Genomic DNA, 26336 nt, shown 5'->3' on the forward strand with positions numbered 1-26336 from the left:
CTAAAAAAGGAGGGATGGAAGGTGGCTTGCAAAAAACTTTTTTTAGCATTTATTTGTTTTACTGTATCTTTTTGCGGGCAGTCTTTTGCAAGTTGGGGGGATAAAACTCACGAATATATCATGGAGACTATGGCTGGTAGCGGCCTTTACAAAAGTGCGATAGCATATTCTTACACTTTTAATGATAATAGCAATAATGTAATAAAGATGAATCTTAAATCAGCAGCTCTTAGTCTGGATGAACCATTGATTGAAAGAATTCTGAGCTCTGTACCTGCATCTTTGATGGACTCAAAAGAGTATTTTTTTGCAGAGGGAATTAAATATTATTTAGAAGGTAACTATTCACAAAGTATTGGAGCGCTCAGTATCTGCATTGATAAAGATCCATTCGATGTTTATAGTTGGTATTATATGGCTAAAGATTATGAATTAAGTAATAATTACAATAGTGCTAACTTTACTTACCAAAAAGCCATTTCATTAGAGCCAAATAATTTAGCTATTTTGAAGAGTTATGCAAAGTTTTTGAGGTTAGCGAGATTGACAGATCAGTACAATATAGTTATAAAACACATCAGAGATATCTATTCGAGAGATAGCGATCTTGAGATATCTTGGAATTGATTGGGGTGTAACTCATCTGGGACTAAGCATAAGCGATCCGGAGGAAAAAATTGTCTTTCCTTTAGGTACTATTACAAGAACTACGTGGGATAAAGATTTGAATAAAATTAAGCAAATAATTGAGGAAAAAAGTGTAGAAGCAATAGTTCTTGGAGATCCTTTAAGAACAGATTTTTCTTCTGCGTCATCTAAGTCAATTCTTAAAGTGAAAAAAAAGTTAGAAACTATAGGGGTCAAAGTAATACTTTTTGATGAAAGATATTCTTCTATAGAAGCACTAAAGCTTCAAAAAATCTTGGGAAATAAAGATAAAGGTAAGATTCATGAAATCGCAAGTTCAATTGTATTGAAGTCATTTTTAGATTTTTTATCAAATACTAAGAAAAACATAGGTGAAAGATAAATATAATCTTATGATTCTAATAAAATCTATATCCTTTATGCCTGATAGGTGTAATAAATGCGGAAAGTGCTCTTTAGCTTGTCCTAAAGGAGTAATCTATTTAAATGGTTTTTTTAGACCAATATTTGTTAATTTGTCAAGGTGTGATGCATGTAAAAGGTGTGAAAGAGTATGTGAAAACAATGCAATCGAGGTTTTATTATAGTGAGTAAAAGTTTTAAAAAAATTTTAGTATCTGCTCCGTTTGGTCGTTCGGGTAAGACATCTTTTTCAATTGGACTTGCTCGTGCACTGTCAAGAAAGGGATACAGAGTTCAAACATTTAAAAAAGGACCTGATTTTATAGATCCCAGCTGGCTTTCTATGTCTTCAGGAAGACCATGCAGGAATTTAGATTTATTTATGATGGATAAGGAAACAATTTTAAGTTCTTTTATGACAAATTCTATTGATGCAGATATTTCTGTAGTTGAAGGTGCGATGGGGCTCTATGATGGAATTGACTATTTGGGTACAGGCTCAACTGCTGAAATTGCAAAAATAATTGATATTCCTGTTATATTTGTCTTGCCAGTTCAAAGAATAACAAGAAGTAGTGCAGCTCTTATAAAGGGATATGTTGAGTTTGATAAAGAAATAGATATTAAAGGCATAATACTAAATAAAGTTGCAAGAGACAGACAGAAAAACTTGATTATCAACGCATTGGAGCACTATAATTTGCCAGATGTTTTAGCTTCCTTTCCAAAAGACGATAAAAGATTATCTATTCCAGATAGACATTTAGGTTTAATACCTGCTAAAGAAAGATTGGAGTTAAATTCTGTAATTGATAGTTTTGCTGATGCTGTAGATGAACATATGAATTGGGACTTGTTCTTTGATATAATCAGAAAAAATGATAATTTAAGCAGTAGACTATTAAGCGATCTTGTTAGTTTTGAGAGATTTTTTGACGTTAGGATAGGTATAATACAGGACGTATCGTTTTCTTTTTATTATCCTGAAGTCTTTGATTTTTTGAAAATGTCAGGTGCAAAAATAGAAATTATAAACTCTTTAACAGATAAACATCTTCCAGACATAGATATACTTTATATTGGAGGTGGCTTTCCTGAAGTTTTTGCTAAAGAGCTTGAGGGAAATGATTCGCTGAGGAGATCTATTAAGGATTTTGGTGAGAACAATAATCCAATTTATGCTGAATGCGGTGGGTTAATGTATTTATCTGATTTTATTGAAAACGACGGTAATAAATATAATATGGTTGGGCTCTTGCCATTTGGCATTCATATGGATAAAAAACCTGTTGGGCATGGTTATGAAGAGATTGAGGTGTTTGATGATAACCCATTTTTCTCAAAAGGGATAAGAATAAAGGGACACGAATTCCATCATAGTAGCGTTTCGATCAATAGAAGCGCCGATATTAAATTTTCTATGAAAGTTCTTAGGGGTAATGGCATAATGAATAAACTCGATGGAGTGGTGTATAAGCGTGTGATGGCTTCATATCTCCATATTCATCCACTAGGGTTTAAAGATTTTATAGTTAACCTACTAAAATCTGTATATATATAGGACTCAATATGTCTTTTTGAATTAAATTTGATGTATAATTACTTAAGAACTTTTGGAGGTGGAGGGTCTTGAATATTAAGAATTATTTTATAAAAACAGTGAGAAATATTATAATGCCTTTGTCTTTGGTTTATGTTTCCCTTATCCTATTTAGTTTATTTTTTGCTGTAAAAAGGTTTGATTCTTTTGGTTGGGGGACTATTAGTTGTATTTTTTGGGCTTTGATTGTTTTATCAGTAATTTTTGCTAGAGATCTCTATATAAAATATTTTCTAGTTTTATTGGAGAAAATTTCTTTTCCAATTGCTGCACACTTTAACTTGTTTGTTGAAGATATTAACTCAAACGAATATTGCGACTCGGAAGTTATCGAAAAGTAGTTAGATTGACTATATAGTACTTATTATGGTTTTCTTTTACATTTGGGACACAGAGATAGGTGTTTTGGAATTGGCTTGCCCTCACCAAACAATTTGTTTGCTATAAGCGTCATATCCGGTATAAAGGCGCCACATTTTGCACACTTTATAAGGTTTATTTGATGATCGACCTTAAAGTCATCAAGATTAGTAGTAACAAAGTATGGGTTTGGTCTGTGCTTTATTGCATTAGTAGGACAATAATCTATGCACTGTCCACAACAGGTGCACTGATCTAAGTCCATATGGTAGTTTATTTTGTCATCTATCTGTGATATTTTTATAACCTTTGCCGGGCAAAAGTACTGACATATACCACATGCAATACACCTGGTGGGATCGTGTTCTGGATGGCCGTGAAATCCCTTTGGATGCTTTGGCAAGTTAACACTTGATATATCTTCTGTTATGGGTGGCTTAAAAATATTCTCAATTAAGATTCTTATCAGTGGAAGCATGGCGTCTCCTTTCTAATATACAATTTAAACATGTGTGAAAAATGCTAATAAAAGCCCTAATATAGAAATTGGCCAGGTAAACTTTACAAATATATTAATTGCTTGATTAAGCTCAATTCTTGCTGTTGCGGCCTCTAATAATGAAAGTAGCGATGCGAATACAAAGCATATTAATATTATTGAGATTAATATAAGATTTGTTGGTATGATGAATATTGGTAAAAATAGATAAGAAAATAAAAATCCCAAAATAACCCATTCCATAAAGTGTGAGATTTCAAAAAGCGCAAGAGCTGGTCCACTTGCTTCTACCGTAGGTCCCTCCAATATTTCTTGTTCAGCGTTTGGTATTGAAAAGGGGTTAAGCTTTAGCTTCGCAAGTGAACACAAAATAAATATCGGAATAAATATGATTTTTAAAAAGATTGATGTGGTATTAAAACCCTTTGTAGCAATGTCAAATAAATTAAAAGTTGGAAATCCATTTACACTAAAAGCAAGTGCCGTAATGATCAGTATCATTGGCACGTTGTATGCAAAAAGAAGTTGGGCTTTTCTTGATGCTCCTATTTGACCAAATATAGAATTTGTAAAGTATCCAAATAATAGATAACAAATAGTAGGCACTTCAGAGAGATAAAATATTACTATAAGATCGAATGGTATTTTGTGAGAGTTAAACTTGACAAATGGTAATGGAATAGGAAAAAGTGAGAGCGCAATGGATATTGACACTACGCCTACAATTGGAATTATAAAGTATAGAGCCCATGGCATATTTTCTGGGATTAAGGCTTCTTTGCTAAATAATTTTATAGTATCGTAGAAGCCCTGTGTTAATGGAGGACCAATTCTGAGCTGCATTTTTGCTTTTAATTTTCTTCTAAATGAGTCCATAAGGCTTCCTAGTAAGAATGAAAAGAGAAGGCCTGGAAAAATTAAAATAGAAAGTATATATGAAATCATCTTCCCTCCTTAAAAACCTCTATGGCTTTTTTCAGGCCCAAAAATATGTTTTTAGGATGAGCAGAGCATCCTCCTACATAAGCGGTTACAGGAATCAGTTTATGAGCAGGCCCAACAATGCTATATCCATCTGTAAATACCCCAGAACTTATAGAACACGCGCCAACGCACACAATTACCTTTGGATTTGGAAGCATGTCGTATATTTTTAAAAGAGGTTCCTTAGACCTTGCTGTTACAGGGCCAGTGACCAGACATATATCTGCATGCTTTGGACTACCAACCAATTTGCAGCCTAGTCTCTCCACATCGTATCTTGATGCAAAGAGAGCTACAATTTCTATATCACAGCCATTACAGGAACCAGTATTTAAATGAAATATCCAAGGCGATTTACTTCTTCCAATTTTAAAAATCATTTTAGTTTACCACCTTAATCAAGCTATTGATGACGTTTATTAAATAGTTTGGGTATATGCCAAAATATAAAATTGCTATACATAAAATTGTGAGCGAGATATTTGTAACAAATTTTTCTTCAAAACTTATCTTGTTTTTTGCCATGCTTTCTTCACTTCCCCAAAAAATTTTATGATAGGCACGGATATAGTAAATAAGAGTCAAGCAGCTTGCAATAATTAGAAAGATGCTAAGCAACAAGCTTTTATCAAAAGCTGCCTGATAAAGTAACAATTTTCCAGAAAAACCAGGCAAGAAAGGAGCGCCTATTAGGCTAAGTGAGAAAATCAAAAAAGTTATTGATAAAAATGGATATTTTTTTGCAATGCCGCTTAATTCTGATATATTTGTGGTGCAAAAAATACTTTCAATTTTGTCAGTTATAACGAATAGCCCAAATTTTGAAACAGAATGATTTATTAATATTATTATGGCTGCGATTAATCCTAAACTATTTCCAATTGCAAGCGCTAAAAGAAAGTAGCCGGTGTCATCAATTGTCGAATAAGAGAGAAGTCTTTTTAGATTTTTTTCAAGGTATGCCATTATTGCTCCGACAACAATTGATAATATTGCCACGAAGAATAGTATATTGTTTAGGTCTTGATATGTTATAAATGATATCGACTTAACTTCTTGCAATATGAAGAACAATAGGTAGAAGTCTATTACTTCTCCGACACATACAACTGCAGATGATATTATAGGATTTGTTATGCTAACGAATTTTGGTTGCCACCAGTGAAATGGTGTGGCAGCTAACCTCAAAGATATTGCAATTATAGCTAGAAGGCCAGTAAATGAAATAAAACTTGTGCTATTTAAAATAAAAAGTAAATAATAGATTATGTTAACAATAAAATATATTTTGTAAGAGTTAAAAGATTTAATTTTCATAAATAAAAAGCCAAATGTTATTAAACTTAAGAGTTCTAACAAAATGCTGTAAAGCAATGCATCGTGATTTAAGAGTGCGAATAACTGAAAGATAAATGCTATTACATACAAAGGTGAAACTGATTTCTCGAAATCCTTAACTGACAATATGATAGAAATCATAGCAGAGACGATAAATACCGTTATTATAAAGAATGCCCGTAAGTCGAAAGGTGAAAAAATTCCTAAGCTAATTAGATCGTATCCTAATGAAGAAAATGCAATCAAAACTAATATAAATCTTATAATTTTATTTTTTGCTTTTGAAAGTAATATTAGACATATTGCTAATAATAAATCAGATATTAATATCAAGTTAACACCTCCTTGTCACCTAATTAGTTGGACAATAGCTATTACTATTATCATTGAAACTATGCTTGTCACCAGCCACATCTCGTTTTCAAGCCACTTTATAGGTATATATATAATTTCAAATGTAGTTTTTAATAAATCATTTGAAAAGTTATACCACTTGTCTGAATCTGTAAATCTATAAAAGTTTTTTGAAAGGCTTTCAACGTCAAATATATAGTCAAATGCATTTACGCTTTTTAAAGAACTAATATCTACTTCTCCGCCGGTAAAACTTTGGGTTCTTTTGAACTTTTTGATTGAGGCAAATATTATTAAGAATGGAATAATAATGGCCACTATTGCGAATATGGCTGTAAAGCTTGCAAGGTAACCTCCTCCAGATGATAACAAGACCCCTAGGTCAAAGTTAAGTATTTCTTGATTTAAGTTTAAATTAAGGCTGTGGAGAGCTGGCACAAGAAGATATGAAATCAAAAACTGTGGCAATATTCCAATCAGTATGCAAAAGATTGCGAGCAAGGAGGTTGAAAATATTTCAAGCTTATATTTTCCTTCTCGAATATTGCTAAATTCTTCTTTTTGAAATCCAAAAAAAGCTGTTGAAGATGCCTTTATGAAAGAAAGCAGGGTAAGAGTGCTTGCAATAAGGCCAATAGCTGCTGCAAATGGATAATTTGCTTGAATTGCTGCATAATAAAACATCCATTTACTTATAAATCCATTAAAACCCGGCACTCCTGATATTGAAAACGATCCTATAAGAAAGAGGGCAGCTGTAAATGGAAGTTTTTTAAAAAGTCCACCCATCTTTGTAAGGTCTTTGCTGCCCGTAGCGTTTTGCATTATCCCAGAGCATAAAAATAGAGTGCATTTAAATAGCCCATGATTAAGCGCGTGAAAAAGTGCACTTGCTATACCAAGGGGAGTTCCGAGTCCGATTCCTGCTACCATATATCCAATTTGAGATACGGTATGAAAGGCAAGAAGTTTTTTTATCTCTGTCTGTTTTAGCGCATACATTACGCCAATTAGTGATGTTAACGAGCCTACAGTAACTATCAGTGCGTTCCATGGTAGCGGATAAGGATACAATATCACATACATCTTTACAAGGATATACACACCAGCTTTGACAAGGCATGCAGCATGTAAAAGTGCGCTAACAGGGGTCACAGTGTTCATGGCGAAGGGTATCCACGTGTGAAGCGGCCATTGAACAGATTTTGCCATACATGCAATTAATATTCCTAGAAGGATTATATTGGTATATATGCCAAAACTACTTCCTTCAAGTTTTGAGATAATAAGATTTCCATGTGTACAATATGCAATAGCAATAATGCCAAGTAACAGCCCATACCCAGCAATGTGTGTCATAAGATATGCCTTTTTCGCAGAGTAGCTTGAAAGATTTACGTCATACCAAAAGCCAATTAGTTGATAAGAACAAAGGCCTATAAGCTCGAAGAAAATATATGTCCAGATTAAGTTGTCACTTAATACTACTCCAAGATATCCTCCAATAAAGAGCTGCATGAGCCCAAAAAACCTTCCCATTCCATTTTTTTCGTGAGACATATATTCAAAAGAATAAATGCAAACGCAAAAACTAATAAAGGATCCAAAAAGTGCAAAAAATAAGTTAAGGCCATCAGCTCTAAGTATTAAGTTCAAATTAATTGTGTTGAAAAGGCTTTGATTAAAAAGGTTAGCAGAAAATGGATGATTAATAAAATTTATGCAAAGGTATATTATAGTTAGAAAAGAAATTAAAGAGGTGAATATTGAGATAGTTCCATGAAATTTTCTAGAATTTATTTTGTGAAATAGGAAAGAGATTATACTTCCAGAAAAAAGAATTCCTATGCTTAGAAAAATTATAAGATTTTTGTCTAACAAATTACTCCTCCCTAATCTTATTCTGTAGAAATTGCTGCAGCCTGAACAATTGCCTCTGTTGGACAGGCCTGAGCGCACGCAGCAACGAAATTGTTTTTTTCACAAAGATTACACTTTTGAGCTATTATTTTTACATAATGTGTGCTTTGTCTTGATATCATTTCGATTGCGCCAAATGGGCACATATAGTAGCAAGTTTTACAGCCAACGCATGCATCAGGATTTATATCAATTACTCCCTTTCTCCTATCTATAGCTTTTACAGGGCAAACCTTTTCACATATTCCACACATTGTGCAATATGTGATTTTGAAGCTTTCTGTAGATTCATTTTTTGATATAAAAATTCGTGATTCAGGAGAATTGTTTATTTCTTTGCACGCATCCATACATTTTTGACATCCAATACACTTTTTTGGGTTTATTTTAAGTCTCACATCTTCCTCCTATCTTTGAGTACATGAGAGGCATGGATCTACACTGGCAACTATCAAAGTTGCATTTGCCAAATCGTTATTGGGTAGCATTGCTGAGAGGGCTGGAAGATTGACAAAGCTCGGAGCTCTAATCTTGTGTCGAAAGGGAACATCCGAACCATCAGATACCAGAATGTGAACGTCCTCGCCCCTTGGCGCCTCATGCCTACCTATTGCTGTACCTTCGGGAATTATTGGTCTAATTTCTTTAGCAATTGGACCTTCTGGAATAATTTTTAGAATTTCTCTAATAATATGTATGCTTTCCAAGATTTCTAAGAGTCTTACTTCTACTCTTGCAAAAACGTCGCACCCATCAGAAACGATTACTTTCCAATCAATTAGGTCGTAAGCAGCTCCTGGCTCATCAACTTTTCTAATATCTTGTGGGATGCCAGAAGCTCTTGCAGTAGGTCCTACAACTGAATATGTAATTGCATCTTCTTTTGTGAGGACCCCAACCCCTTTGGTCCTGAGTTCAATTGTTTTGTCATTCATGACTATATCAATAAATGATTTACAGTCTTCTTCTACTTCACTTAATATCTTATAAATTGGTTCTAAATCTGTAATGTCTCTTCTTATTCCGCCTATTGTATTAAATGAGTAATTTGCTCTATGTCCAGTTGTTATCTCCATTAAATCTTTGACTTTTTCTCTGGAATTCCATATTAAATAAAATACGCTTATAAAACCAATTATATGTGCTGCAATTCCTGCCCAAAGAAGGTGTGAATGAATTCTTTCAAGCTCACTAACTATTGTTCTTAAACACCTTGCCCTAGGGGGCACACTAACATTTCCAAGTTTTTCTACTGCCTGGACCCAGGCCATTGGATGGCTCATACTTCATATTCCGCAAACTCTTTCTACAAGTGGGATTACTTGCCAAAAATTTTTGGTTGCGGATAAATATTCAATGCTTCTGTGCACATGACCTAAATCAATAGTTGCGCTCTTGATCTTGGAACCCTCTGCTTCAAGAGTATATGTGGCTGGTTCTTCGAGGGCTATATGAATAGGACCAATAGGGAGAGAAAAACCTCTTTTTATCTCATTTTCAGACAATTTTGTCCTCCTGAACTTTATTTTTTCTTATTAAAATTTTTTCTATTTCCTGTTTAAGAAGAGGTGTTTTTAGATCTTTTTGTGATGTAAGTAGAAGTCCATTTTTTATGTCTTTATTGTCGCTAAAATCAATGCCAAACATTTCAAAACATTCCCTCTCTCCCCAGTTGGCGTTTGGATATATTGAAGTTATGCTGGTAAATGTAGCAGGTAAGTTTTTCTTAAATTGAAATGAAAATAAACAACCGTCTATATCATATAGATTTTCTAAAATTATTGTTCTTTCATCTTGAAGATCTAAAAATGCATTTACTAAGACTAATCTTGCGTTAATCGATCTCATCATAATAGCAACTTCTAAAGGAGTTTGGTCTTTAATAGTGTTTCTATAAACGCCTTTATCTAAGGTACAGGAATTTTTGATTTTTTCAAATATAATGCTTAAATTTTGTTTACCCATAAGAATTTTTTCGCCCCTTGTTAAAATTTATTTAAAAAAATAATTTTTTATAGCTATCCCCTTAAAAAAATTATACAATAAAAAATACTTATTATTTAATAAATTAAATTTACTAATTTTTTAGACAATTCTAAATTTTCTTAATGTTGCAAAGGATTATGCTTTTAAGTTAATTCTTCTAAAATCCATAAATAGCTGTAAGTTAAATTAAATGAATTTAAAAATCGAAGAAGATATAACTGGCAAGGTAGGTATCCAGAAGAAAAGCTTTTTTTAAATTAAAAGGATTATTGAGAATTTAAAAGTTGTGAATGAAGTTATGTTATATATTGGCTATTATGAAACAGCTAATGTTGTAAAAAAAAAGCTTTTAAAGAGAATATATTAATAAAAAATCTATTTTCAACGGGGGACATTTGAAAGAAGATGAATATGACAAACTTTTCGCTTTAGATAAGTTTATTAGATTAAAGTAAATATTTAGGGTGCAAAAAAATTCGCACCCTCACAGATTTATTGCAGTTCTATTCCTTTTGTTTCTGGTAAGAAGAATATTAAAATTGCGCCAAGAAAAAAGAAAAGAGAGGTAATGGTGAGAGATACTCCAAGACCATAACTAATAGCAAAAAATCCAACAACTGTAGGAGCAAAAGCGCTTAGCGCTCTTCCTGTGTTATATGTAAAACCTACACCCGCGCCTCTTGCTTTTGTGGGAAACAGTTCAGATATGAATGCTCCAAATCCACTGAAATATCCTGAACCAAAGAATCCAAGGAAAGGTCCAAGTAACATTAATGTATTTACATCTCTAGTATGTCCGTAGATGTATACTAGAATTGCTGATATTATGAGATAAAAAGAAAACGTTGGTCTTCTTCCTAATCTATCTGCTATAAAGCCAAAACTAACGTAACCTAAAAAGGCACCAATCATTGTAGGCATCATAAAGTTTGAACTCTTTACTATACTAAGTCCTGCTCCACCCTTTTCTACTGGAGAACTTAAAAATCCTGGAAGCCAGACAAATAGCCCCCAATAAGCAAACATAACAGCAGAGCTAATTAGAGTGGTGATTATTGTGAATCTAAGTAAATATGGTTTAAAGATTTCAATAAATGATGACATAAAAGCCCTGTTTTTGTCAGTTTTTTCAATCCATATTCTTGGCTCATCTACAAATTTTGTTACATAAAATATAAATAAAGCTGGAAGTATGCCTATAAAGAAAAGGACCCTCCATCCATATGCTGGAATAACGTAAGATGCAACTAAAGCAGCTAAAAAGTATCCTATTGCCCAACCGCTTTGCATAATACCAATTGCCTTTCCTCTATGTTCTGCTGGCCAGGATTCGCTTACAAGCAAGGCGCCAGTAGCCCATTCACCGCCCATTCCAAGTCCAAGCAAAGTCCTTGCTATAGCAAGCTGCCAAATATCCTGGGATAGACCGCTTAGACCAGAGCAAATTGAAAAAATTAATACAGTTGACATCAAAGCTTTTTTTCTGCCAATCTTGTCGGCGACAATGCCCCATATTATGCCGCCAGCAGCAGAAGAAAGAAGTGTAAGAGAAGCTAAAAGCCCAAGAATTGCTGTGTTTATAGACCATTCTTTCATGATGCTTGTAAGAGCAAAGGCATAAAGCATAACGTCAAAAGCGTCTAATCCCCACCCCATAAAACCTGCAAAAAGAGAATACCACTGACTTTTGCTAATTTCTAAATACCACGGTTTATTCTTTTCGGACATAATTTGCACCCCTTCCACCATGAAATAAAAATTATCATTATAATACCATTAAAGTTTGTAAATTTAAAATTAAGGTTATTTGTAAAATATTCTAATTTTTTATGATTATTATAAGAAATTCTAATAATGCTTTACATCTAATATGTTTTTAATTTGTTTATAGAATAATATAATTTAGTATAAAATTTTAAGAAAAAGATATATAATAGTTTGTGAGTTAATTATGGAAAATAATCGTTAAAATTTTTTTCAGGTGAGGTAAATATTGCTTTTATATTTTATTATACTAACCTGTTTTATTAGCTGGTACTTTGTATATTTGTTTTTTAAATTAAGAAAAAAGCAATATGTGGATCCTAATTTTAATCCAAGAGTGCTTTTAATCACGCCTTTTAAAGGGTTAGAGCAAAATACCAGGGCAAATGCCCTCTCAATTTTAAATCAAGATTTTAAGAATATTCAGATTTATTTTGTTGTTGATTCAAAGAAAGATGAAGCTTATCCAATCTTAAAGGACTTAGAAAAGGACTACAGCGAAAAATTAAACGTTATAGTTTCTGGTATTTCAAAGAGTTGTAGCCAAAAGGTACACAACATTATAAGAGCCATTCAGAAATGTAAGGAATACGATATACTTGTAGTTCTTGATTCTGATGGTAGTCCCTCTTCTGACTTTGTTTCAAAATTAATTTCTCCTCTTCGCTCTGAAAAAATTTCAATTACAACTGGTTATCCAAAATATTTTCCTCCTAACAAGACCTTTTTTGGTTTTGGTCGGGCTATACTTGTAAGTCTTGGAATAGTACATGCTCTCAATCCATTTAATAGAGGTATCTGGGGTGGGGCTTTTGCCATAAAAAGAGAGGACTTTGAAAAAATTGGTGGAGTTAAGATTTGGGAAAGAAGTGTGTGCGAGGATAGAGATCTTACGTGCGCTATTAGTAGGGCTAATTTGAACGTTTCATTTGTGCCTGAGGCTTTCTTGCATTCACCTGAAGATGCAAGCTTTTCTTCATTTTTAGAATATTGGAGAAGACGGTATCTTATATTGAAACTATGGGATAAACCGCTTTGGATTTCTTCAGGAATTATTTATTTTGCTTTTTTGGTCCCATATATTGTTTTGCTTTTGGATTTGCTGGATCCAATGTATGAAGCGAATCTATTCTGGACAATTGCTTCAATTTTAATTACCGTTATTGGTTCTGTTTTAATTCTAAAATTTGACTTCAAAGAGGACAACCAGTTAGTTTTGAGAGCGTTCTTCTTACCTATTTATTTTTTTATTATGCTTTTAGCTTTTTGCCAAGGAATTTTTCAGAACGAGCTTCAGTGGAGAGGGGTAACATATAAAGTTAACAAAGCAGGAAAATTAATCATTTTGAGATAAAGATATTTTGTTATGCTATACTTCTTATTTACTAATATAAATTTTGAAGGGGGTTAGAATGTGAGCGTTGCTGATCGTTTTACGAAATGGGTTACGGGCTTTTTTACTATGTGGGTTATAATTTTTGCAATTTTATCGTTTTATAATCCTGATTTTTTTAAATGGTTAGTGCCGTATATTTCTATACTGTTGGGAATAATAATGTTCGGTATGGGCATGACCTTGGATTCGAAGGATTTTGCTCAAATTATAAAGCAACCGAAAAACGTCATTATTGGTGTTCTTCTACAATTTATTATTATGCCTTTATTAGGTTTTGGAATTGTTCTTTTGCTTAAACTTCCTTATCAATTAGCTGCTGGTGTAGTATTGGTTGGATGTGTCCCTTCTGGAACAGCTTCTAATGTGATGACCTTGATAGCAAGGGGAGACGTTTTGCTTTCTGTCACTGTTTCTTCAATTACCACTTTGCTTTCTCCTTTTGTTACTCCGTATTTATACTATTGGCTTGCTGGAACCTGGATTCCAATCGATCCAAACGCAATGTTTATTGATATATTTAAAATTATTATAGTTCCAATAATTCTTGGTTTTTTGATCAGGGTGTTATTGGGAGCAGAAAGGACTAAGTCAGTTTCTTATTTTCTACCTTCTGTTTCTGTTTTTGCTATTGTTTTAATAATCAGCGCTGTTGTAGCTGTTACGAGAGACAGATTGCTGTTAGTTGCAATTCCTGTTGTTATAGCTGTTATTATGCACAATAGCTTAGGTTATCTGTTTGCATATTTATTTTCAAAATATCTTTTTGGTATGACTGAAAAGCAAGCAAGAGCTATCTCTTTTGAGGTAGGAATGCAAAATTCAGGCCTAGGTACTGTGTTGGCCATGAAATTTTTGACTCCCATTGCTGCACTTCCCTCTGTTGTCTTTAGTGTATGGCATAATATTTCAGGCTCTATGCTTGCAAACTTTTGGTCACAAAGAGACCCTGAAATATAAACTTAACTTAAGTTTTAGGAGGTTTTTGAGAAATGGGTTTAAAAGTTGCTGTAGTTGGTGCTACTGGAGTTGTGGGTTCTAAGATGCTTTCGATCCTTGAGGAAAGAAATTTTCCTGCAGATGAAGTTAAAGCCCTCGCTTCTTCCAAATCTGCTGGCAAGAAGCTTTTATATAAAGGCAAAGAAATTGTAGTAGAATTAGCAAGACCTGAAGCTTTTGAAGGTGTAAATATAGCCTTATTTTCTGCTGGCGGTGAACTTTCAAAAGAACTAGCTCCTGAAGCTGCAAAAAGAGGATGTGTAGTGATTGATAATAGTAGCGCTTGGCGTATGGATCCTGAGGTTCCTCTTGTAGTTCCAGAGGTAAACGAGAACGATATCTTTAAAAACAAAGGAATAATTGCTAATCCTAATTGTTCTACTGCCCAACTAGTTCTAGTTCTTTGGCCTTTACATAAAAAGTATGGTTTAAAAAGAGTTGTAGTTTCTACATATCAAGCAGTTTCAGGTGCTGGGAAGAAAGGTATTGATGATTTGAACAATCAGGTTGATGCTATAGTTAACGGGAAAGAAATAGTTTGTGAGAAATTTCCCTATCAAATTGCTTTCAACTGTATTCCTCATATTGATGTTTTTAAAGAAAACGGTTATACGAAAGAAGAAATGAAAGTAATCGAGGAAAGTAGGAAGATAATGCATATTGATGATCTTGCAATTACCTGTACAGCAGTTAGAGTGCCTGTTTTAAACTCTCACAGCGAAAGCGTTAACGTAGAACTGGAGAAAGAGTTTGATTTAGATGAAGTTAAGGATCTTTTGTCAAAATCTCCTGGAGTTGCACTTTACGATGATTTTACAAAAAATATATATCCCATGCCCATAATAACTACTAACAAAGATGAAACCTTTGTAGGACGAATTAGAAGAGATTTTTCAGTTAAAAATGGCTTAAATCTTTGGGTTGTATCAGATAACTTAAGAAAGGGTGCGGCACTGAATGCTGTTCAGATTGCTGAGTCATTAATAAACAAAAAATAACTTTCCAAATTTAAAGGAGGTTTTTATCATGCAAGTCAATTTTGGAAGAGTTTTAACCGCGATGGTTACTCCCTTTGATGAAGAAGGAAGAGTTGATTATGATGAAGCGGTTAGACTCGCTAATTTCCTACTTGAAAATGGTTCTGATGGTGTGGTTTTAGCAGGTACAACTGGTGAGTCTCCTACACTGACTCATCAAGAGGAATTTGAGCTTTTTAAAGCTGTTTATGACTCATTGAAAAACAAAGGAACTATAATTGCTGGAACTGGTTCAAATTCAACTGAGACTGCTATAAACTCTACAAAGATTGCTGAAAATGTTGGGGTACATGGGGTATTGCTTGTAGCTCCGTATTATAACAAACCGCCTCAGGAGGGATTGTATCAGCATTTTAAGGCTATTGCAAAATCAACGTCTTTGCCATGTATATTGTACAATATTCCTGGAAGAACAGGTGTTAACGTAAATCCAGACACTGTTATAAGGCTTTCAGAAATAGATAATATTATAGCCTTGAAAGATGCAACAGGTTCAACGGAACAAGTTTCCCAGATACTTACTTCTGTAAAAGAAAATTTCTTGATCTACAGTGGTGATGATAGCATGACCCTCCCTATGTTGGCTGTGGGTGGATATGGTGTAATTAGTGTTGCAAGTCATGTTGTAGGTCCTGAAATTAGAGAGATGATTATGGATTTTGTTAATGGAAATATAACTAAAGCAAAGGATATGCACCTAAAGCTTTATCCAATTTTCAAAGCAATGTTTACCAGTACGAATCCAATACCAGTTAAAGCGGCTACTAATCTTATAGGCTTTAAGGTTGGAAATCCAAGACTACCATTGGTAGCGCTTAGTAAGCCTGAATTAGAAAAACTAAGGGAGCTTTTGATAAAATTTAATAAAATTTCTCAGTAAATGAAAGTTCTTTTGCATACTTGTTGTGGTCCCTGTGCTAGTGGGGTAATTCCCTGGTTTAGAGCACAGGGGCTTGATTTTGTTAGTTATTACTATAATCCAAATATTCATCCCTTTTCAGAATATGAAAAAAGAAGGCTGAATTTAGAAGAAGTTGCAAGAATATTAAATTTTGAAGTTCTTTATTCAATAGATTGGGAGGTTGAAAGGTGGATAAACAATTTTTCGAGCGAAGAAAGGTGTAGTAATTGCATATTTATACGCCTGGAAAGAACTGCAAAATTAGCAAAGGATCTTGGCTTTGATGCCTTTTCTACAACCCTTTCTATAAGCCCTTATCAATCTCTTGAGATTATAAAGAATTGTTTTGAAGAAATTTCTAACAAATATAAAATTGATCACGTTTTTAAAAACTTTAGATCTTTGTATCAAGATTCTATAAAATTTTCTAAAGAAAATGGCATCTATAGACAGCACTATTGTGGTTGTATTATAAGTGAATATAATATGTTAATGAAAAAAAGAGCAAGAGGTGATAAGATTTGAGCGAGTTTGCAAAAATTTTTATAGGAATAGGATTCTTGTTAATTTTTGCGGGCTTACTTTTATTGTTGTTTGATAAACTACCTTTTTTTGGGAAGCTTCCGGGTGATTTTGAATACAGAGGTTCAAACATTAGGGTTTATTTTCCTTTTTTGTCTATGTTAATTGTAAGTTTGATTCTAACAATATTGTTAAACATATTTTTTTATTTCTTTAGAAGGTGAAAAATTTTAAAACCTTTATTTTCTTCATTATTCCTTTGTCTTTTTTCGCTAATGAATCTTTTGCAACAATTTTACTCATATTACCAATATTAATCACTACTCTTCAAAGATTATTAATATCTCTTCTCAATCAGGTATTTCTTTTTCGTAAAATTTTTGGGTTTTATTGTACAAATTTTAAAATTTTCCTAGATAGAAGTTTTTTAAATTTTGGAGATTCAGTATATGACTACAGAGTTGGGCTAAATTAATGGTGAGTGTATGTTATGGCTAAATCGAATAATAATTACAAAAATATTATTTGTTATTATTTTTCTGGCATGGAGGTAGTGAAGTTTGATCCTTGAAAAAAAATTGATGAATGATTTAAATTATTTTCTCCCAAATGAAAAGATTGCACAAAATCCTATTGAACCACGCGATAATGCAAAACTTTTAGTTGTGGATAGAAAAAAATTAAGTTTTGAGGACTGTATTGTGAGAGATTTGCCTAATTTTCTTAATGAAGGTGATCTGATAATTTTGAATAATACTAAAGTAATAAAAGCAAGACTTTATGCAATTACAGATACTTCAGCGAAGGTTGAAATGCTTTTAATAAAAAAACTTGATAATAAAACTGGTTTATTTATGACAAAACCCGGGAAGAGGTTGAAAAAAGGTAAGGAAATTATCATAAACAGTAAAAAAATGGGGATAGTTAGGGATATTGATTTGCAAGGCAGAAGAATTATAGAGCTTTATGACGAAATTGATAAGGTAATTGAAGAGTTTGGAATGATCCCTATACCGCCATATGTCAAAAAATTTAGCAAAGATTTTAACGAGAAATATCAAACAAAATTCGCAAATGTGCCTGGTTCTGTTGCTGCTCCAACAGCTGGGCTTCACTTTACGGAAAGCTTGCTAGAGAGTTTAAGAGAGAAGGGGGTATTAATTAAATTTATAACTCTTCACGTGGGTCCTGGAACGTTTAAATCAATTTCAAATGAAGGAGAAGTCCTATTAGAACCCGAATGGGTAGATATTTCGCAGGATGTCTGTGATTCTATTAAAAAAGCTAAAGGAAATAATAAAATTCTTGTTGTTGGCACTACAACAATGAGAACTGTTGAATCTACAAATTTAGAACCTTATAGCGGTTATATAGATACTGTAATACTGCCAGGATATAATTTTAAAGTTCCAGATATGTTTATGACTAATTTTCATCTTCCAATGACAAGTCTTTTGGCACTTACAATGGCGTTTGGCGGCATTGAATTAATTAAAAAAGCTTATAAGTATGCTATAGAAAACGACTATAGGTTTTATTCTTTTGGTGATGCTATGTTAATTTTGTAAGAAAAAAATCCCCCCACTTACTGTGGGGGTATATGTAAAGTAATGATTTTAATATGATTTTATTTCTTTACTTCTTTAACAAAATTAACAGGTATTTCTTTTGGTTGAGATTCTGGCTTTTTGGGCATGGTGATCTTTAGGAGACCATTTTCATATTTAGCTTCAATTTTATCTTTCTCTATGTTATCAGGTAATGAGAAGCTTCTTGAAAAGCTGCCATAGCTTCTTTCAATCCTATAGTAATTTTCTTTTTTATCTTCCTTTTCGAACTTTCTTTCGCCATTGATAATAAGCATGCCGTCCTCAACTTTGATCTTTAAGTCATCTTCTTTGATCCCTGGTGCCTCTAGTTCAATAATTATATTTCCTTCTTTCTCATAAACGTCCATAGCAGGTATCCAACGAGAAGTTGTTTCAAACTCTGTTGAGGGTAGCAAGTCGTTAAAAACTTTGTTAATTCTTTCCTGTAGAGCAAACAAGTTTTCAAAGGGATCTGATGATCTTAACAAAGATCTAACTGGCTTGAACATACTAACACCTCCTAAATATTTTTTTATTAGCACTCATCATTCTTGAGTGCTAATAATATTATAATAATAAAATTAATCTTGTCAAGTCCTCGAATTGCTTCATCAAAAATCTAAACGAAATACAATCGTTGCCTCAAATAAAAAATCTAAATGAAAATAATAAGCCTCTTAGAATAGTAGTTACTATAACTCTGGAGGCTAGAAATGGGGTTAACGATGAAGGAAAGAAAATCAGTGGTGAGTGAAATTGCAAAAAGATATAAAAAAGCAAGCAAGAAACAAAAAGGCATTATTTTAGATGAGTTAATAGCTTTGACTGGATACAATCGTAGTTATGCATCTTTTCTTTTAAGCAGTCATGAGAAGATAGTAAGGATGAATAACAGAGTTTTAAAAGTAGATTTAACGATGAAGACAAAGAAAAAGAAAAGCAAATATTATGATGATGATGTAAAAAAGGCGTTAATTAAGGTATGGGACGTTTTAGATTGTCCATGTGGCAAAAGGTTAAAACCTGTTCTTCCTGAAATAATATATAAACTTAAAGAGTTTAAAGAAATACAAATTGAAAGGGATGTAGAAGAAAAACTCTTTAAGATAAGCGCATCTACTATAGACAGAATACTTTCAGAATACAAAAGAATGAATAAACCAAAGGGAAAGACATATACAAAACCAGGCAGCCTTCTTAAAAGCCAGATCCCTATTAAACTCTTTGGAATTGATTCTGATAATGGAGCAGAGTTTATAAATCATCAACTTCATCGTTATTGTGTTGAAAATAATATAACGTTCACAAGGTCAAGAAAATATAGAAAAAACGATAACTGCTATGTTGAACAGAAAAACTACTCTGTAGTAAGAAAATATGTTGGTTATTTTAGATATGATAGAGAAGTTGAGCTAATAACTTTAAAAAGGCTTTATGAAAGCCTAAGGCTATATATAAACTTTTTTTCAGCCTATAATGAAACAAATCTCAAAAGAAAGAATTGGAAGTAAAGTTACAAAAAAATACGATAAAGCAAGAACTCCTTATCAAAGAATATTAGAAAATCCTGGTGTAGAAAAAATAGATAAAGAAAAGCTAATAGAACAGTATACAAAATTAAATCCAGCTGAACTTCAAAGAGAAATAGTAAAACTTCAAAAAAAATTACTAGAAGATATATCCATAAAGGAAGAAGTAAGAAACTCTATTAAAAAAATTAGCAAAAACAAAGATAAAATATATTATGGTTATGTTTAGAATTTTAAGCGAATTGCTTCATCAAAAATCTAAACGAAATACAATCGTTGCCTCAAATAAAAAATCTAAACAAACCATGAAGTCTACAAAGTGGATGCTCGAAAATGATTAAAAAATATAGAATTGATTATTTAGATAAGTGAAATTTGACTAATTTATTGTAAATAGGTTATAATATCACACGAAAGTAGGGGCCCTTAGCTCAACGGCAGAGCAGCGGACTCATAATCCGTTGGTTGTAGGTTCGAATCCTTCAGGGCCCACCAAATTAACTTTAGGATTCTAAGTCACGAAGACTTATGTGCTTTATGTCTTCGTGACTTTTTGCTTTTGGAGGAGGTGAGAATTTTAATTTTTTTTGTTAGTTAAAAAAATTGTTTAGGGGGTTAATAATGAAAAAAATCTTTGTAATCTTTTGTTCTTTCTTTGTTTCTGTTTACTTTGTTTCTTTTGCTTTTGCAGGACCGTTTTCAGACGTGCCAGCTAATTCTTGGGCATACAAGGCAGTGCAAGATTTATCGGCAAAAGGATTGGTTATAGGCTATGGAGATGGCACTTTCAGAGGTGAAAGACTTGCCACCCGTTATGAGATGGCAATGATAGTTGCAAGAATGCTCGATATGTATGAAAAGGGTCAAAATACACAGGATAAAAAGATAGAGCTAAACGCTAACGACATAGCAACTCTTATGAAGTTAGCTCAGGAGTTTAAGTCAGAACTAGCATCGCTAAACGTCAGAGTTGCAGCGCTTGAGAAAAAAGCAGCTCTTGATACCGTAAACTTCACAGGGGATGCAAGGTTTAGGTTTGGGAGCGAGAAGAGAACTTTTTATGCAATGTCTACCTCTGGAACAAATGTATTTATTAATACAGAAGGTTCCTCCAGCAATGGATTTATTGTTGGAGATACTTTACCTGCGATGTTAAGTCAGGATCCTGGACTCTCTCAGCAAAAGGACAACACATTCATGCAGTATAGGATCAGATTAAACGTTTCTGCTCCAGTAGCAGACAACATATCATTTAATGCAAGACTTACAATGGAGAAGAATGCGGGAGTTAATTCAGACGGCTCTTCAAATAACAATCCTTTGTATGCATCCCTTACAGGATACAATGATGACAACAACACCTTGTATGTGGAAAGATCATATATCACATGGACTCTTAACCCATATCCTGTGACCTTTGTTCTTGGCAGACTTCCTACTATGGATTCTGGAGCTTATTACAACAATCTTTTTATGGATACTGGCACAGAAGGTGGAATGGTAATATTCGATCTTAGCAACATGCTCCCATCAACTTCAGTTTCTGCTGCGTGGGTAAAGATGTTTGATGGCGGCCTTGTAACTTCATCTGATGAAGCAAATGGATTAAAGGATAAGGATGTATACGTACTTAATCTTAGTACAAAATTATTTAATACCCTTGGTTTAGAAGCAGATTATGGAAACGTAAATAAGTTCTCATATTTCAATACTTCTTTAAATGGCATGTATGGAAAATACGACTGGTGGGCGTTGATAGGCAATTGGAATATATACAACGTGAGTATGTGGGCTGGATATAACGGTACGTCTACTGATATGCCAATTCTTGCTTCTAATCAAATTTTTACAGGCACGCATTCTGTAAATGGCGGTGCATGGAGAGTTGGAGCTACTATTCCTCTACCAGTAGGTTCTCTTACAGGGGATTTCTGGTTTGGGAATAACAAATGGTTTAATCCTTTTAACTTAAATACGATGGTCTCTACAGAGTACAAAGATTATTACAACGTTTACTACACTCTGCCAGTTGCAAATAATGCAACGCTTACTCTAAACTACGATTACTTCAAGGGCAAAAAACCTTATGCTACTGACTCTTTAAATAACTACTACTATACCTTTAACCCAGATCAGATCGATAAAGACCAAAGGTATTATATTCAGCTAGACGTGAACTTCTAAGAGAACAATATCCCTTCAGAACTATTTAAACAGTCTGAAGGGATTTTCTTTTTAGATAGTTTCTTAATATAATTGCAAATATAAATAATATTATGCTAAAAACTTGAGAGTGAGTAAGTCCAAAAAAAATTCTTGCCTCATCTCGCAAAAATTCTATTAAAAATCTTGATATCGAATACATTATCAGATATTTTGTAGTCAAATCTCCTATAAACTTTTCTTTTCCTCTTTGGAAGTAAAGATAAATGAAAAATAAAAAACTCACAAAGGAGTCTATTAACTGAGTAGGGATTCTTTTTCCAGGTACGTTAGCATCGGCAAATACAACTGAAATAGGAGTATTTGCGACAATTCCATAACAGCAACCATTAAGAAAACAACCAATTCTGCCTACTGCATATGCAAGAGGTAGAAAAGGTGTTATTAGATCGGCTAAAGTAAGTAAATTAATTTTGTAATGTTTAGCCATAAAATAAAAGGCTAATGCAAATCCAATTAAACCTCCATAAAAAACTAATCCGCCATCCCATAAATAAAAAACACTAATCAGGTTATTCGCGAAGTCCTGATGATGTTCTATGACATAATATATCCTTGCTCCAATTAAAGAACAGAATATGCTGACCATGCCAATATTTAAGATGTTATCTGGGTTAATGTCCTTCTTTTCGGCCTCCCTTAAGATAAAGATTGTCGCAATAATTATACCTAACGCTACCATAAAGCCCCACGAATACACCTTCAATCCATCGAAGCTGAATAGAATTCTGTGCATCTTACCTCCAGTTTTCTTAATTTCTCATATTTTAAACTAAAATTTCTAAAAAAATTATTACAGTTTTTCTAAATAACTCAAAGAAACTAACTCTTATAAAAATATAATTGATATTTATTCAATTGTTGACATTATGTGTATTTAAGTGTTGAATAGTGTCTATGAGTGGGATAAAGTGGGATAAAAAATTATGTTAGGTGGAGAATATCTACATTCTTTAGACTCTAAGGGTAGAGTCACAATTCCCTTTAAGCTAAGGGATGAAATATCCTCAAAAGTTATCCTCACAAGAGGTTTTGAAAGGTGTTTATATCTTTATCCAGTAAAGTATTGGGAAGAATACGTAGAATATCTCAAAGAAAAATCAAAATCAGATATAAAACTTAGAGATGTGATTCGTTTTTTGTTTTCGGGTGCTTATGACGATGAACTAGATCGCTCTGGTAGACTTTTGTTGCCTCAACAATTGAGGGAGTATAGCAATATCCAAAGAGAAGTTGTAGTAATAGGAGCAATGGATAGAGTTGAATTGTGGAATCCTGAAGAGTGGGAAAGCCAAAAAAAGAAGATTTCAAATTCTGTCAAAAAGTTTATAGAAAATGAGTAACTATTCAAAAGATATTCATATCCCAGTTCTTCTAAATGAGGTGTTGGAAAATTCTAACTTAGCTCCTGGGAAGGTAGTAGTGGATGGCACAATTGGTGCTGGAGGACACAGCTTCAACTTTTTGAAAAAAATTCTGCCGGGTGGTTTTCTTTTAGGGTTTGATAAGGATATAGAGGCAGTAAAATTAGCGGTTGAAAAATTGTCTTCAACTTTTGATAGAAATTCTTTTACTATTTTCAATGATAAATTTGAAAATTTTGTCAAATATTTAAACTTTTTACCTTATGGTAAATTTGATTTATTTTTTTTAGATCTTGGACTTTCCACTATGCAAATTAAGGAGTCAAATAGGGGATTTAGTTTTATGAAAGACGAGAAATTAGATATGCGAATGGATCTTAAGGAAAAAATGACCGCTTCAGATTGGCTTAACAGCGCAAGTGAAGAAGAAATGGAAGAAGTTTTTAGAAAATATGGTGAGGAACCCAAATCAAGAAAATTAGCTAAGATGATATCTTTGAGAAGGCGCGAAAAGCCATTCGAAAGCACTATGGATCTAGCCCAACTTGTAAAAAAAATTTATCCATATGGTAGAAGGCATCCTGCAACAAGAATATTCCAGGCAATAAGAATTGTTATAAACGATGAAATTGAACATCTTGAAGCTACTTTGAGGGAAGCAACGAATCATATAAATTCTCTTGGAAGAATAATTGTTATTTCCTTTCACTCAGGAGAAGACAGAGTTGTTAAGTGGACATTTAAAAACTTAGAAAAGGAGGGAAGAGGAAGAGTAATTACAAAAAAGCCCATTATAGCTTCAGAAAGCGAAACTAAAGAAAATCCATCGGCAAGAAGTGCCAAAATGAGGGTATGGGAGGCAATATGAAAAGAGATTATGATCTGAGTTTCTCTGAAATTGAAAGCGTTAAAGGTCTTAGAACTTTTGAACTAAAGAGTTTTCTTATAGGCATTAAAAACAACATTTTAATAGTTCTGTTTTCTTTATTTATAATATTTGTTTTAATCTATGGTCTTTATTTAAGATCGGATATAATATCAATGTCTAATGAAGTTGATAGTATTAAAACTTCGATTCAAAGACTAGAGACATTAAAGACCAAAAAAACTTTAGAGGAGGCAAGTATTTTTAATGCAAAAGTGATGCAATCGGTCGCTTTGAAAAGGGGTATGATTTTACCATCAGAGATAGAGTATATCCAAATAAACCATTAGATCAATCACATAATGAATTTATAAATAAAAGAATTGCCTATATACAAAAAATAATGATAGTTTTATTTTTTGTTGCTGTGTTTAAACAACTTTATTTTGTAACAATTGATAGACAAAAATTGATTTCCTATGCTCAAGAACAAAGAAATGAGAGAGTGAAGGTATCAAATCCTAGAGGCGAAATTATTGACAGAGAAGGAGTGGTTTTGGCTTTTTCAATTCCTTCTTACTCATTGTACATACAACCGTCACTTATAAAAAATGATGAAATTAGAAATAAATTGTATGAGGAGCTTTCAAAGATTAAAGGTATGCCAATTGAAAACCTTAAAAAAATTTTCGACAAAAATGCGCCCTTTACTTGGGTTTATAGAAAAATGCCATTTGATATTGAAAAACAAGTTAGAGAGGTTCTAAGCAGGTTCCCCGATGAAGGAATAGGACTTATAAAGGAAGAAAAGAGAGTTTATCCTTATAAAGATCTCGCTGAGCCTCTTTTAGGTTTTGTTGGAATCGATAATCAAGGACTGGAAGGTATAGAAAAATTTTATAATTCGTATTTAGGGAGTATTTCGAAAGAAGAGAATTTAGAGTTTGATGCTAATGGAAGGATAGTGAATATAGATAAATTGGAAAGTCTGGTGCAATCGTCGCCAGTAAAATTGAAACTGACGATAAATTCTAAATTACAAGGCCTTACTGAAAGGCTTTTAGATGAGTGTATGAAGAAATATAATGCAAAAAGAGGAACTGTAGTTGTAGTTGATGTTAAAACTGGATCAATTTTAACTTTGGCTCAAAGTCCAAGGATAGATCCTGATAAATTTTATGATTTTCCAGAAGAAGATTATAGAATTATTTCAAGGGATTTCCTATATGAACCCGGTTCAATATTAAAACCTATAATATTTAATATACTATTAGATAACAATATAATATCCAAGAACACAACGGTAAATATAGGAAAGTATTTGCAAGTTGCCAATAGGAGAATTTTTGATGCTGAAGATGGAATGGGCTTATCAGGTCCATCTACTATTAAGGACATTTTAAGATATTCTAGTAATATTGGTGCTGGCTCTTTAGCTTTGAAAGCTCCAAATAAAGAGTACTTTGAATTACTAAATAAATATTTTTGCGATGATGAGAAATATCTTTTTTCTGAAAACTTCCTTAAAGGATATATTCATCTGCCTGACTACAAAGGTCCAGTTGAACAAGCAACAACAGCATTTGGACAAGGCATCTCACTTTCCTTTTTGAACGTCGTTGCTTATTATTCTGCTATTGCAAATGGTGGAGAGATAGTGCCTTTAAAGATAATTGACGATGATGTTAGTAGACCTCAAAGATTGTTTGACAAAGGAAACGCAGATTTTATAAGAAAGTGTCTTGTGAGCGTTGTTCAAGATGGCACTGGAGTAAATGCTAAGATAAATGGAGTTGAAGTTGCAGGAAAAACTGGAACAGCTCAGAAGCCATCAAAACTTGGTGGCTATATTCCAGGAGAATATGTGGCTTCGTTTATAGGTTTTTTCCCTGCTAACGATCCTAAATATGTAATTGGTGTGTTGATCGATAATCCAGTAGGTATACACTGGGGTGGCTCAGTTGCAGCGCCACTGTTTAGGGAAATAGCCATTGCTACTATGTCAATGTCAATGAACAGATGATTGTTAAATCTATGTTTTAAGATAAAAATTATAAAG

General features: G+C 33.1%; 31 protein-coding genes and 1 tRNA gene. 20 read left to right on the forward strand and 12 right to left on the reverse strand.

Annotated elements, in window-relative coordinates:
- Positions 1–21: 21 nt before the first annotated feature.
- The 5 genes from THENA_RS03175 (at position 22) to THENA_RS03195 (ending at position 2991) form a co-directional block, all read left to right on the forward strand.
- Positions 22–627 (forward strand): tetratricopeptide repeat protein, encoded by a 606-nt coding sequence (locus THENA_RS03175; protein WP_013755994.1) that lies wholly within the window; start codon positions 22–24, stop codon positions 625–627.
- Positions 608–1030 (forward strand): Holliday junction resolvase RuvX, encoded by a 423-nt coding sequence (gene ruvX / locus THENA_RS03180; protein ID WP_013755995.1) that lies wholly within the window; start codon positions 608–610, stop codon positions 1028–1030. Before THENA_RS03175 ends, ruvX begins: the two co-directional genes overlap by 20 nt.
- Positions 1020–1235 carry an ATP-binding protein gene (locus THENA_RS03185; RefSeq protein WP_013755996.1) on the forward strand — a complete coding sequence of 72 codons (216 nt, stop codon included), beginning with the start codon at positions 1020–1022 and terminating at the stop codon, positions 1233–1235. The genes ruvX and THENA_RS03185 overlap by 11 nt, the downstream gene beginning before the upstream one ends.
- Positions 1235–2611 carry a cobyrinate a,c-diamide synthase gene (locus tag THENA_RS03190; protein WP_013755997.1) on the forward strand — a complete coding sequence of 459 codons (1377 nt, stop codon included), beginning with the start codon at positions 1235–1237 and terminating at the stop codon, positions 2609–2611. Before THENA_RS03185 ends, THENA_RS03190 begins: the two co-directional genes overlap by 1 nt.
- 68 nt (positions 2612–2679) lie before the next feature.
- Positions 2680–2991: a hypothetical protein gene (locus tag THENA_RS03195; protein ID WP_013755998.1), complete on the forward strand. Its 312-nt coding sequence runs from the start codon at positions 2680–2682 to the stop codon at positions 2989–2991.
- Positions 2992–3014: 23 nt separating this feature from the next.
- Here the strand turns inward: THENA_RS03195 and THENA_RS09585 are convergent, their stop codons facing one another.
- From THENA_RS09585 to THENA_RS03240, 10 genes are all read right to left on the reverse strand, one after another.
- Positions 3015–3488 carry a 4Fe-4S binding protein gene (locus tag THENA_RS09585; protein ID WP_013755999.1) on the reverse strand — a complete coding sequence of 158 codons (474 nt, stop codon included), beginning with the start codon at positions 3486–3488 and terminating at the stop codon, positions 3015–3017.
- A gap of 24 nt (positions 3489–3512) precedes the next feature.
- Positions 3513–4454 (reverse strand): respiratory chain complex I subunit 1 family protein, encoded by a 942-nt coding sequence (locus tag THENA_RS03205; RefSeq protein ID WP_013756000.1) that lies wholly within the window; start codon positions 4452–4454, stop codon positions 3513–3515.
- Positions 4451–4873, reverse strand: coding sequence for an NADH-quinone oxidoreductase subunit B family protein (locus THENA_RS03210; protein WP_013756001.1), 423 nt, complete (start codon positions 4871–4873; stop codon positions 4451–4453). The genes THENA_RS03205 and THENA_RS03210 overlap by 4 nt, the downstream gene beginning before the upstream one ends.
- 1 nt (position 4874) lies before the next feature.
- Positions 4875–6164 (reverse strand): proton-conducting transporter transmembrane domain-containing protein, encoded by a 1290-nt coding sequence (locus THENA_RS03215; RefSeq protein ID WP_013756002.1) that lies wholly within the window; start codon positions 6162–6164, stop codon positions 4875–4877.
- A gap of 15 nt (positions 6165–6179) precedes the next feature.
- Complete coding sequence (locus THENA_RS03220) at positions 6180–8066, reverse strand: NADH-quinone oxidoreductase subunit 5 family protein (RefSeq protein ID WP_013756003.1); 1887 nt, start codon at positions 8064–8066, stop codon at positions 6180–6182.
- 17 nt (positions 8067–8083) lie between these two features.
- On the reverse strand, positions 8084–8503 hold the full coding sequence (locus THENA_RS09590) for a 4Fe-4S dicluster domain-containing protein (RefSeq protein ID WP_013756004.1): 420 nt from the start codon (positions 8501–8503) through the stop codon (positions 8084–8086).
- Between the two features lie 9 nt (positions 8504–8512).
- Positions 8513–9376: a hydrogenase large subunit gene (locus THENA_RS03230; protein ID WP_052296049.1), complete on the reverse strand. Its 864-nt coding sequence runs from the start codon at positions 9374–9376 to the stop codon at positions 8513–8515.
- 15 nt (positions 9377–9391) lie between these two features.
- Complete coding sequence (locus THENA_RS09595; RefSeq protein ID WP_052296050.1) at positions 9392–9610, reverse strand: hypothetical protein; 219 nt, start codon at positions 9608–9610, stop codon at positions 9392–9394.
- Entirely contained in the window at positions 9603–10070 is a 468-nt protein-coding gene (locus THENA_RS03235; RefSeq protein WP_013756006.1) for an NADH-quinone oxidoreductase subunit C, read from the reverse strand. The genes THENA_RS09595 and THENA_RS03235 overlap by 8 nt, the downstream gene beginning before the upstream one ends.
- Before the next feature lie 513 nt (positions 10071–10583).
- Positions 10584–11819, reverse strand: a complete 1236-nt coding sequence (locus tag THENA_RS03240; RefSeq protein WP_013756007.1) for an MFS transporter — start codon at positions 11817–11819, stop codon at positions 10584–10586.
- 349 nt (positions 11820–12168) lie between these two features.
- On the opposite strand from THENA_RS03240, the gene THENA_RS03245 reads away from it, so the two are divergent.
- From THENA_RS03245 to queA, 7 genes are all read left to right on the forward strand, one after another.
- A complete protein-coding gene (locus tag THENA_RS03245; protein ID WP_169309410.1) occupies positions 12169–13209 on the forward strand; it encodes a glycosyltransferase in 1041 nt (346 codons plus the stop codon).
- A 60-nt stretch (positions 13210–13269) separates the two neighbouring features.
- Positions 13270–14208 (forward strand): bile acid:sodium symporter family protein, encoded by a 939-nt coding sequence (locus THENA_RS03250; protein ID WP_013756009.1) that lies wholly within the window; start codon positions 13270–13272, stop codon positions 14206–14208.
- A 32-nt stretch (positions 14209–14240) separates the two neighbouring features.
- Entirely contained in the window at positions 14241–15245 is a 1005-nt protein-coding gene (locus tag THENA_RS03255; protein WP_013756010.1) for an aspartate-semialdehyde dehydrogenase, read from the forward strand.
- 28 nt (positions 15246–15273) lie between these two features.
- Positions 15274–16164 carry a 4-hydroxy-tetrahydrodipicolinate synthase gene (gene dapA, locus THENA_RS03260; protein WP_013756011.1) on the forward strand — a complete coding sequence of 297 codons (891 nt, stop codon included), beginning with the start codon at positions 15274–15276 and terminating at the stop codon, positions 16162–16164.
- Positions 16165–16710, forward strand: coding sequence for an epoxyqueuosine reductase QueH (locus THENA_RS03265; RefSeq protein ID WP_013756012.1), 546 nt, complete (start codon positions 16165–16167; stop codon positions 16708–16710).
- On the forward strand, positions 16707–16931 hold the full coding sequence (locus THENA_RS03270) for a DUF2905 domain-containing protein (protein WP_013756013.1): 225 nt from the start codon (positions 16707–16709) through the stop codon (positions 16929–16931). The genes THENA_RS03265 and THENA_RS03270 overlap by 4 nt, the downstream gene beginning before the upstream one ends.
- A gap of 336 nt (positions 16932–17267) precedes the next feature.
- Positions 17268–18275, forward strand: a complete 1008-nt coding sequence (gene queA, locus THENA_RS03275; protein ID WP_013756014.1) for a tRNA preQ1(34) S-adenosylmethionine ribosyltransferase-isomerase QueA — start codon at positions 17268–17270, stop codon at positions 18273–18275.
- A gap of 59 nt (positions 18276–18334) precedes the next feature.
- On the opposite strand, the gene THENA_RS03280 is transcribed toward queA, so the two are convergent.
- The gene (locus tag THENA_RS03280; protein ID WP_013756015.1) at positions 18335–18805 is read right to left on the reverse strand and encodes an Hsp20/alpha crystallin family protein; all 471 of its coding nucleotides are present in this window, start codon (positions 18803–18805) and stop codon (positions 18335–18337) included.
- 204 nt (positions 18806–19009) lie between these two features.
- Between THENA_RS03280 and THENA_RS03285 the strand changes: the two genes are divergently transcribed.
- The 4 genes from THENA_RS03285 to THENA_RS03300 all read left to right on the forward strand — a co-directional run bounded on the left by THENA_RS03285 (position 19010) and on the right by THENA_RS03300 (position 22009).
- Positions 19010–19807: a hypothetical protein gene (locus THENA_RS03285; RefSeq protein WP_041437920.1), complete on the forward strand. Its 798-nt coding sequence runs from the start codon at positions 19010–19012 to the stop codon at positions 19805–19807.
- Complete coding sequence (locus THENA_RS10075) at positions 19773–20054, forward strand: hypothetical protein (RefSeq protein WP_041437921.1); 282 nt, start codon at positions 19773–19775, stop codon at positions 20052–20054. Before THENA_RS03285 ends, THENA_RS10075 begins: the two co-directional genes overlap by 35 nt.
- Positions 20055–20245: 191 nt before the next feature.
- A tRNA-Ile gene (locus tag THENA_RS03295) sits at positions 20246–20320 on the forward strand.
- A 126-nt stretch (positions 20321–20446) separates the two neighbouring features.
- Positions 20447–22009 carry a putative porin gene (locus THENA_RS03300; protein ID WP_013756016.1) on the forward strand — a complete coding sequence of 521 codons (1563 nt, stop codon included), beginning with the start codon at positions 20447–20449 and terminating at the stop codon, positions 22007–22009.
- A gap of 25 nt (positions 22010–22034) precedes the next feature.
- Here the strand turns inward: THENA_RS03300 and lgt are convergent, their stop codons facing one another.
- A complete protein-coding gene (lgt, locus tag THENA_RS03305; RefSeq protein WP_013756017.1) occupies positions 22035–22784 on the reverse strand; it encodes a prolipoprotein diacylglyceryl transferase in 750 nt (249 codons plus the stop codon).
- Between the two features lie 190 nt (positions 22785–22974).
- On the opposite strand from lgt, the gene mraZ reads away from it, so the two are divergent.
- From mraZ to THENA_RS03325, 4 genes are read left to right on the forward strand one after another with little or no spacing between them, the layout of a single operon-like run.
- On the forward strand, positions 22975–23391 hold the full coding sequence (gene mraZ / locus THENA_RS03310; RefSeq protein WP_013756018.1) for a division/cell wall cluster transcriptional repressor MraZ: 417 nt from the start codon (positions 22975–22977) through the stop codon (positions 23389–23391).
- Entirely contained in the window at positions 23384–24280 is an 897-nt protein-coding gene (gene rsmH / locus THENA_RS03315; protein ID WP_013756019.1) for a 16S rRNA (cytosine(1402)-N(4))-methyltransferase RsmH, read from the forward strand. The genes mraZ and rsmH overlap by 8 nt, the downstream gene beginning before the upstream one ends.
- Entirely contained in the window at positions 24277–24627 is a 351-nt protein-coding gene (locus THENA_RS03320; RefSeq protein WP_013756020.1) for a hypothetical protein, read from the forward strand. The genes rsmH and THENA_RS03320 overlap by 4 nt, the downstream gene beginning before the upstream one ends.
- A 53-nt stretch (positions 24628–24680) precedes the next feature.
- Entirely contained in the window at positions 24681–26300 is a 1620-nt protein-coding gene (locus tag THENA_RS03325; RefSeq protein WP_013756021.1) for a peptidoglycan D,D-transpeptidase FtsI family protein, read from the forward strand.
- Positions 26301–26336: the final 36 nt, after the last annotated feature.

It is taken from the genome of Thermodesulfobium narugense DSM 14796, from assembly GCF_000212395.1.
GTDB lineage: Bacteria > Thermodesulfobiota > Thermodesulfobiia > Thermodesulfobiales > Thermodesulfobiaceae > Thermodesulfobium > Thermodesulfobium narugense.

What these genes read in the sequence shown, in the direction of transcription:
- rsmH (WP_013756019.1), top strand. Translation starts at nt 23,384, where the DNA reads ATGAGTAACTATTCAAAAGATATTCATATCCCAGTTCTTCTAAATGAG.
- THENA_RS03285 (WP_041437920.1), top strand. Translation starts at nt 19,010, where the DNA reads ATGGGGTTAACGATGAAGGAAAGAAAATCAGTGGTGAGTGAAATTGCA.
- THENA_RS03235 (WP_013756006.1), bottom strand. Translation starts at nt 10,070, where the DNA reads ATGGGTAAACAAAATTTAAGCATTATATTTGAAAAAATCAAAAATTCC.
- dapA (WP_013756011.1), top strand. Translation starts at nt 15,274, where the DNA reads ATGCAAGTCAATTTTGGAAGAGTTTTAACCGCGATGGTTACTCCCTTT.
- THENA_RS03325 (WP_013756021.1), top strand. Translation starts at nt 24,681, where the DNA reads ATGATAGTTTTATTTTTTGTTGCTGTGTTTAAACAACTTTATTTTGTA.
- THENA_RS10075 (WP_041437921.1), top strand. Translation starts at nt 19,773, where the DNA reads ATGAAACAAATCTCAAAAGAAAGAATTGGAAGTAAAGTTACAAAAAAA.
- THENA_RS03280 (WP_013756015.1), bottom strand. Translation starts at nt 18,805, where the DNA reads ATGTTCAAGCCAGTTAGATCTTTGTTAAGATCATCAGATCCCTTTGAA.
- THENA_RS03205 (WP_013756000.1), bottom strand. Translation starts at nt 4,454, where the DNA reads ATGATTTCATATATACTTTCTATTTTAATTTTTCCAGGCCTTCTCTTT.
- THENA_RS03230 (WP_052296049.1), bottom strand. Translation starts at nt 9,376, where the DNA reads ATGGCCTGGGTCCAGGCAGTAGAAAAACTTGGAAATGTTAGTGTGCCC.
- THENA_RS03240 (WP_013756007.1), bottom strand. Translation starts at nt 11,819, where the DNA reads ATGTCCGAAAAGAATAAACCGTGGTATTTAGAAATTAGCAAAAGTCAG.
- THENA_RS03210 (WP_013756001.1), bottom strand. Translation starts at nt 4,873, where the DNA reads ATGATTTTTAAAATTGGAAGAAGTAAATCGCCTTGGATATTTCATTTA.
- mraZ (WP_013756018.1), top strand. Translation starts at nt 22,975, where the DNA reads ATGTTAGGTGGAGAATATCTACATTCTTTAGACTCTAAGGGTAGAGTC.
- THENA_RS03255 (WP_013756010.1), top strand. Translation starts at nt 14,241, where the DNA reads ATGGGTTTAAAAGTTGCTGTAGTTGGTGCTACTGGAGTTGTGGGTTCT.
- THENA_RS03265 (WP_013756012.1), top strand. Translation starts at nt 16,165, where the DNA reads ATGAAAGTTCTTTTGCATACTTGTTGTGGTCCCTGTGCTAGTGGGGTA.
- THENA_RS09585 (WP_013755999.1), bottom strand. Translation starts at nt 3,488, where the DNA reads ATGCTTCCACTGATAAGAATCTTAATTGAGAATATTTTTAAGCCACCC.
- THENA_RS03320 (WP_013756020.1), top strand. Translation starts at nt 24,277, where the DNA reads ATGAAAAGAGATTATGATCTGAGTTTCTCTGAAATTGAAAGCGTTAAA.
- THENA_RS03300 (WP_013756016.1), top strand. Translation starts at nt 20,447, where the DNA reads ATGAAAAAAATCTTTGTAATCTTTTGTTCTTTCTTTGTTTCTGTTTAC.
- lgt (WP_013756017.1), bottom strand. Translation starts at nt 22,784, where the DNA reads ATGCACAGAATTCTATTCAGCTTCGATGGATTGAAGGTGTATTCGTGG.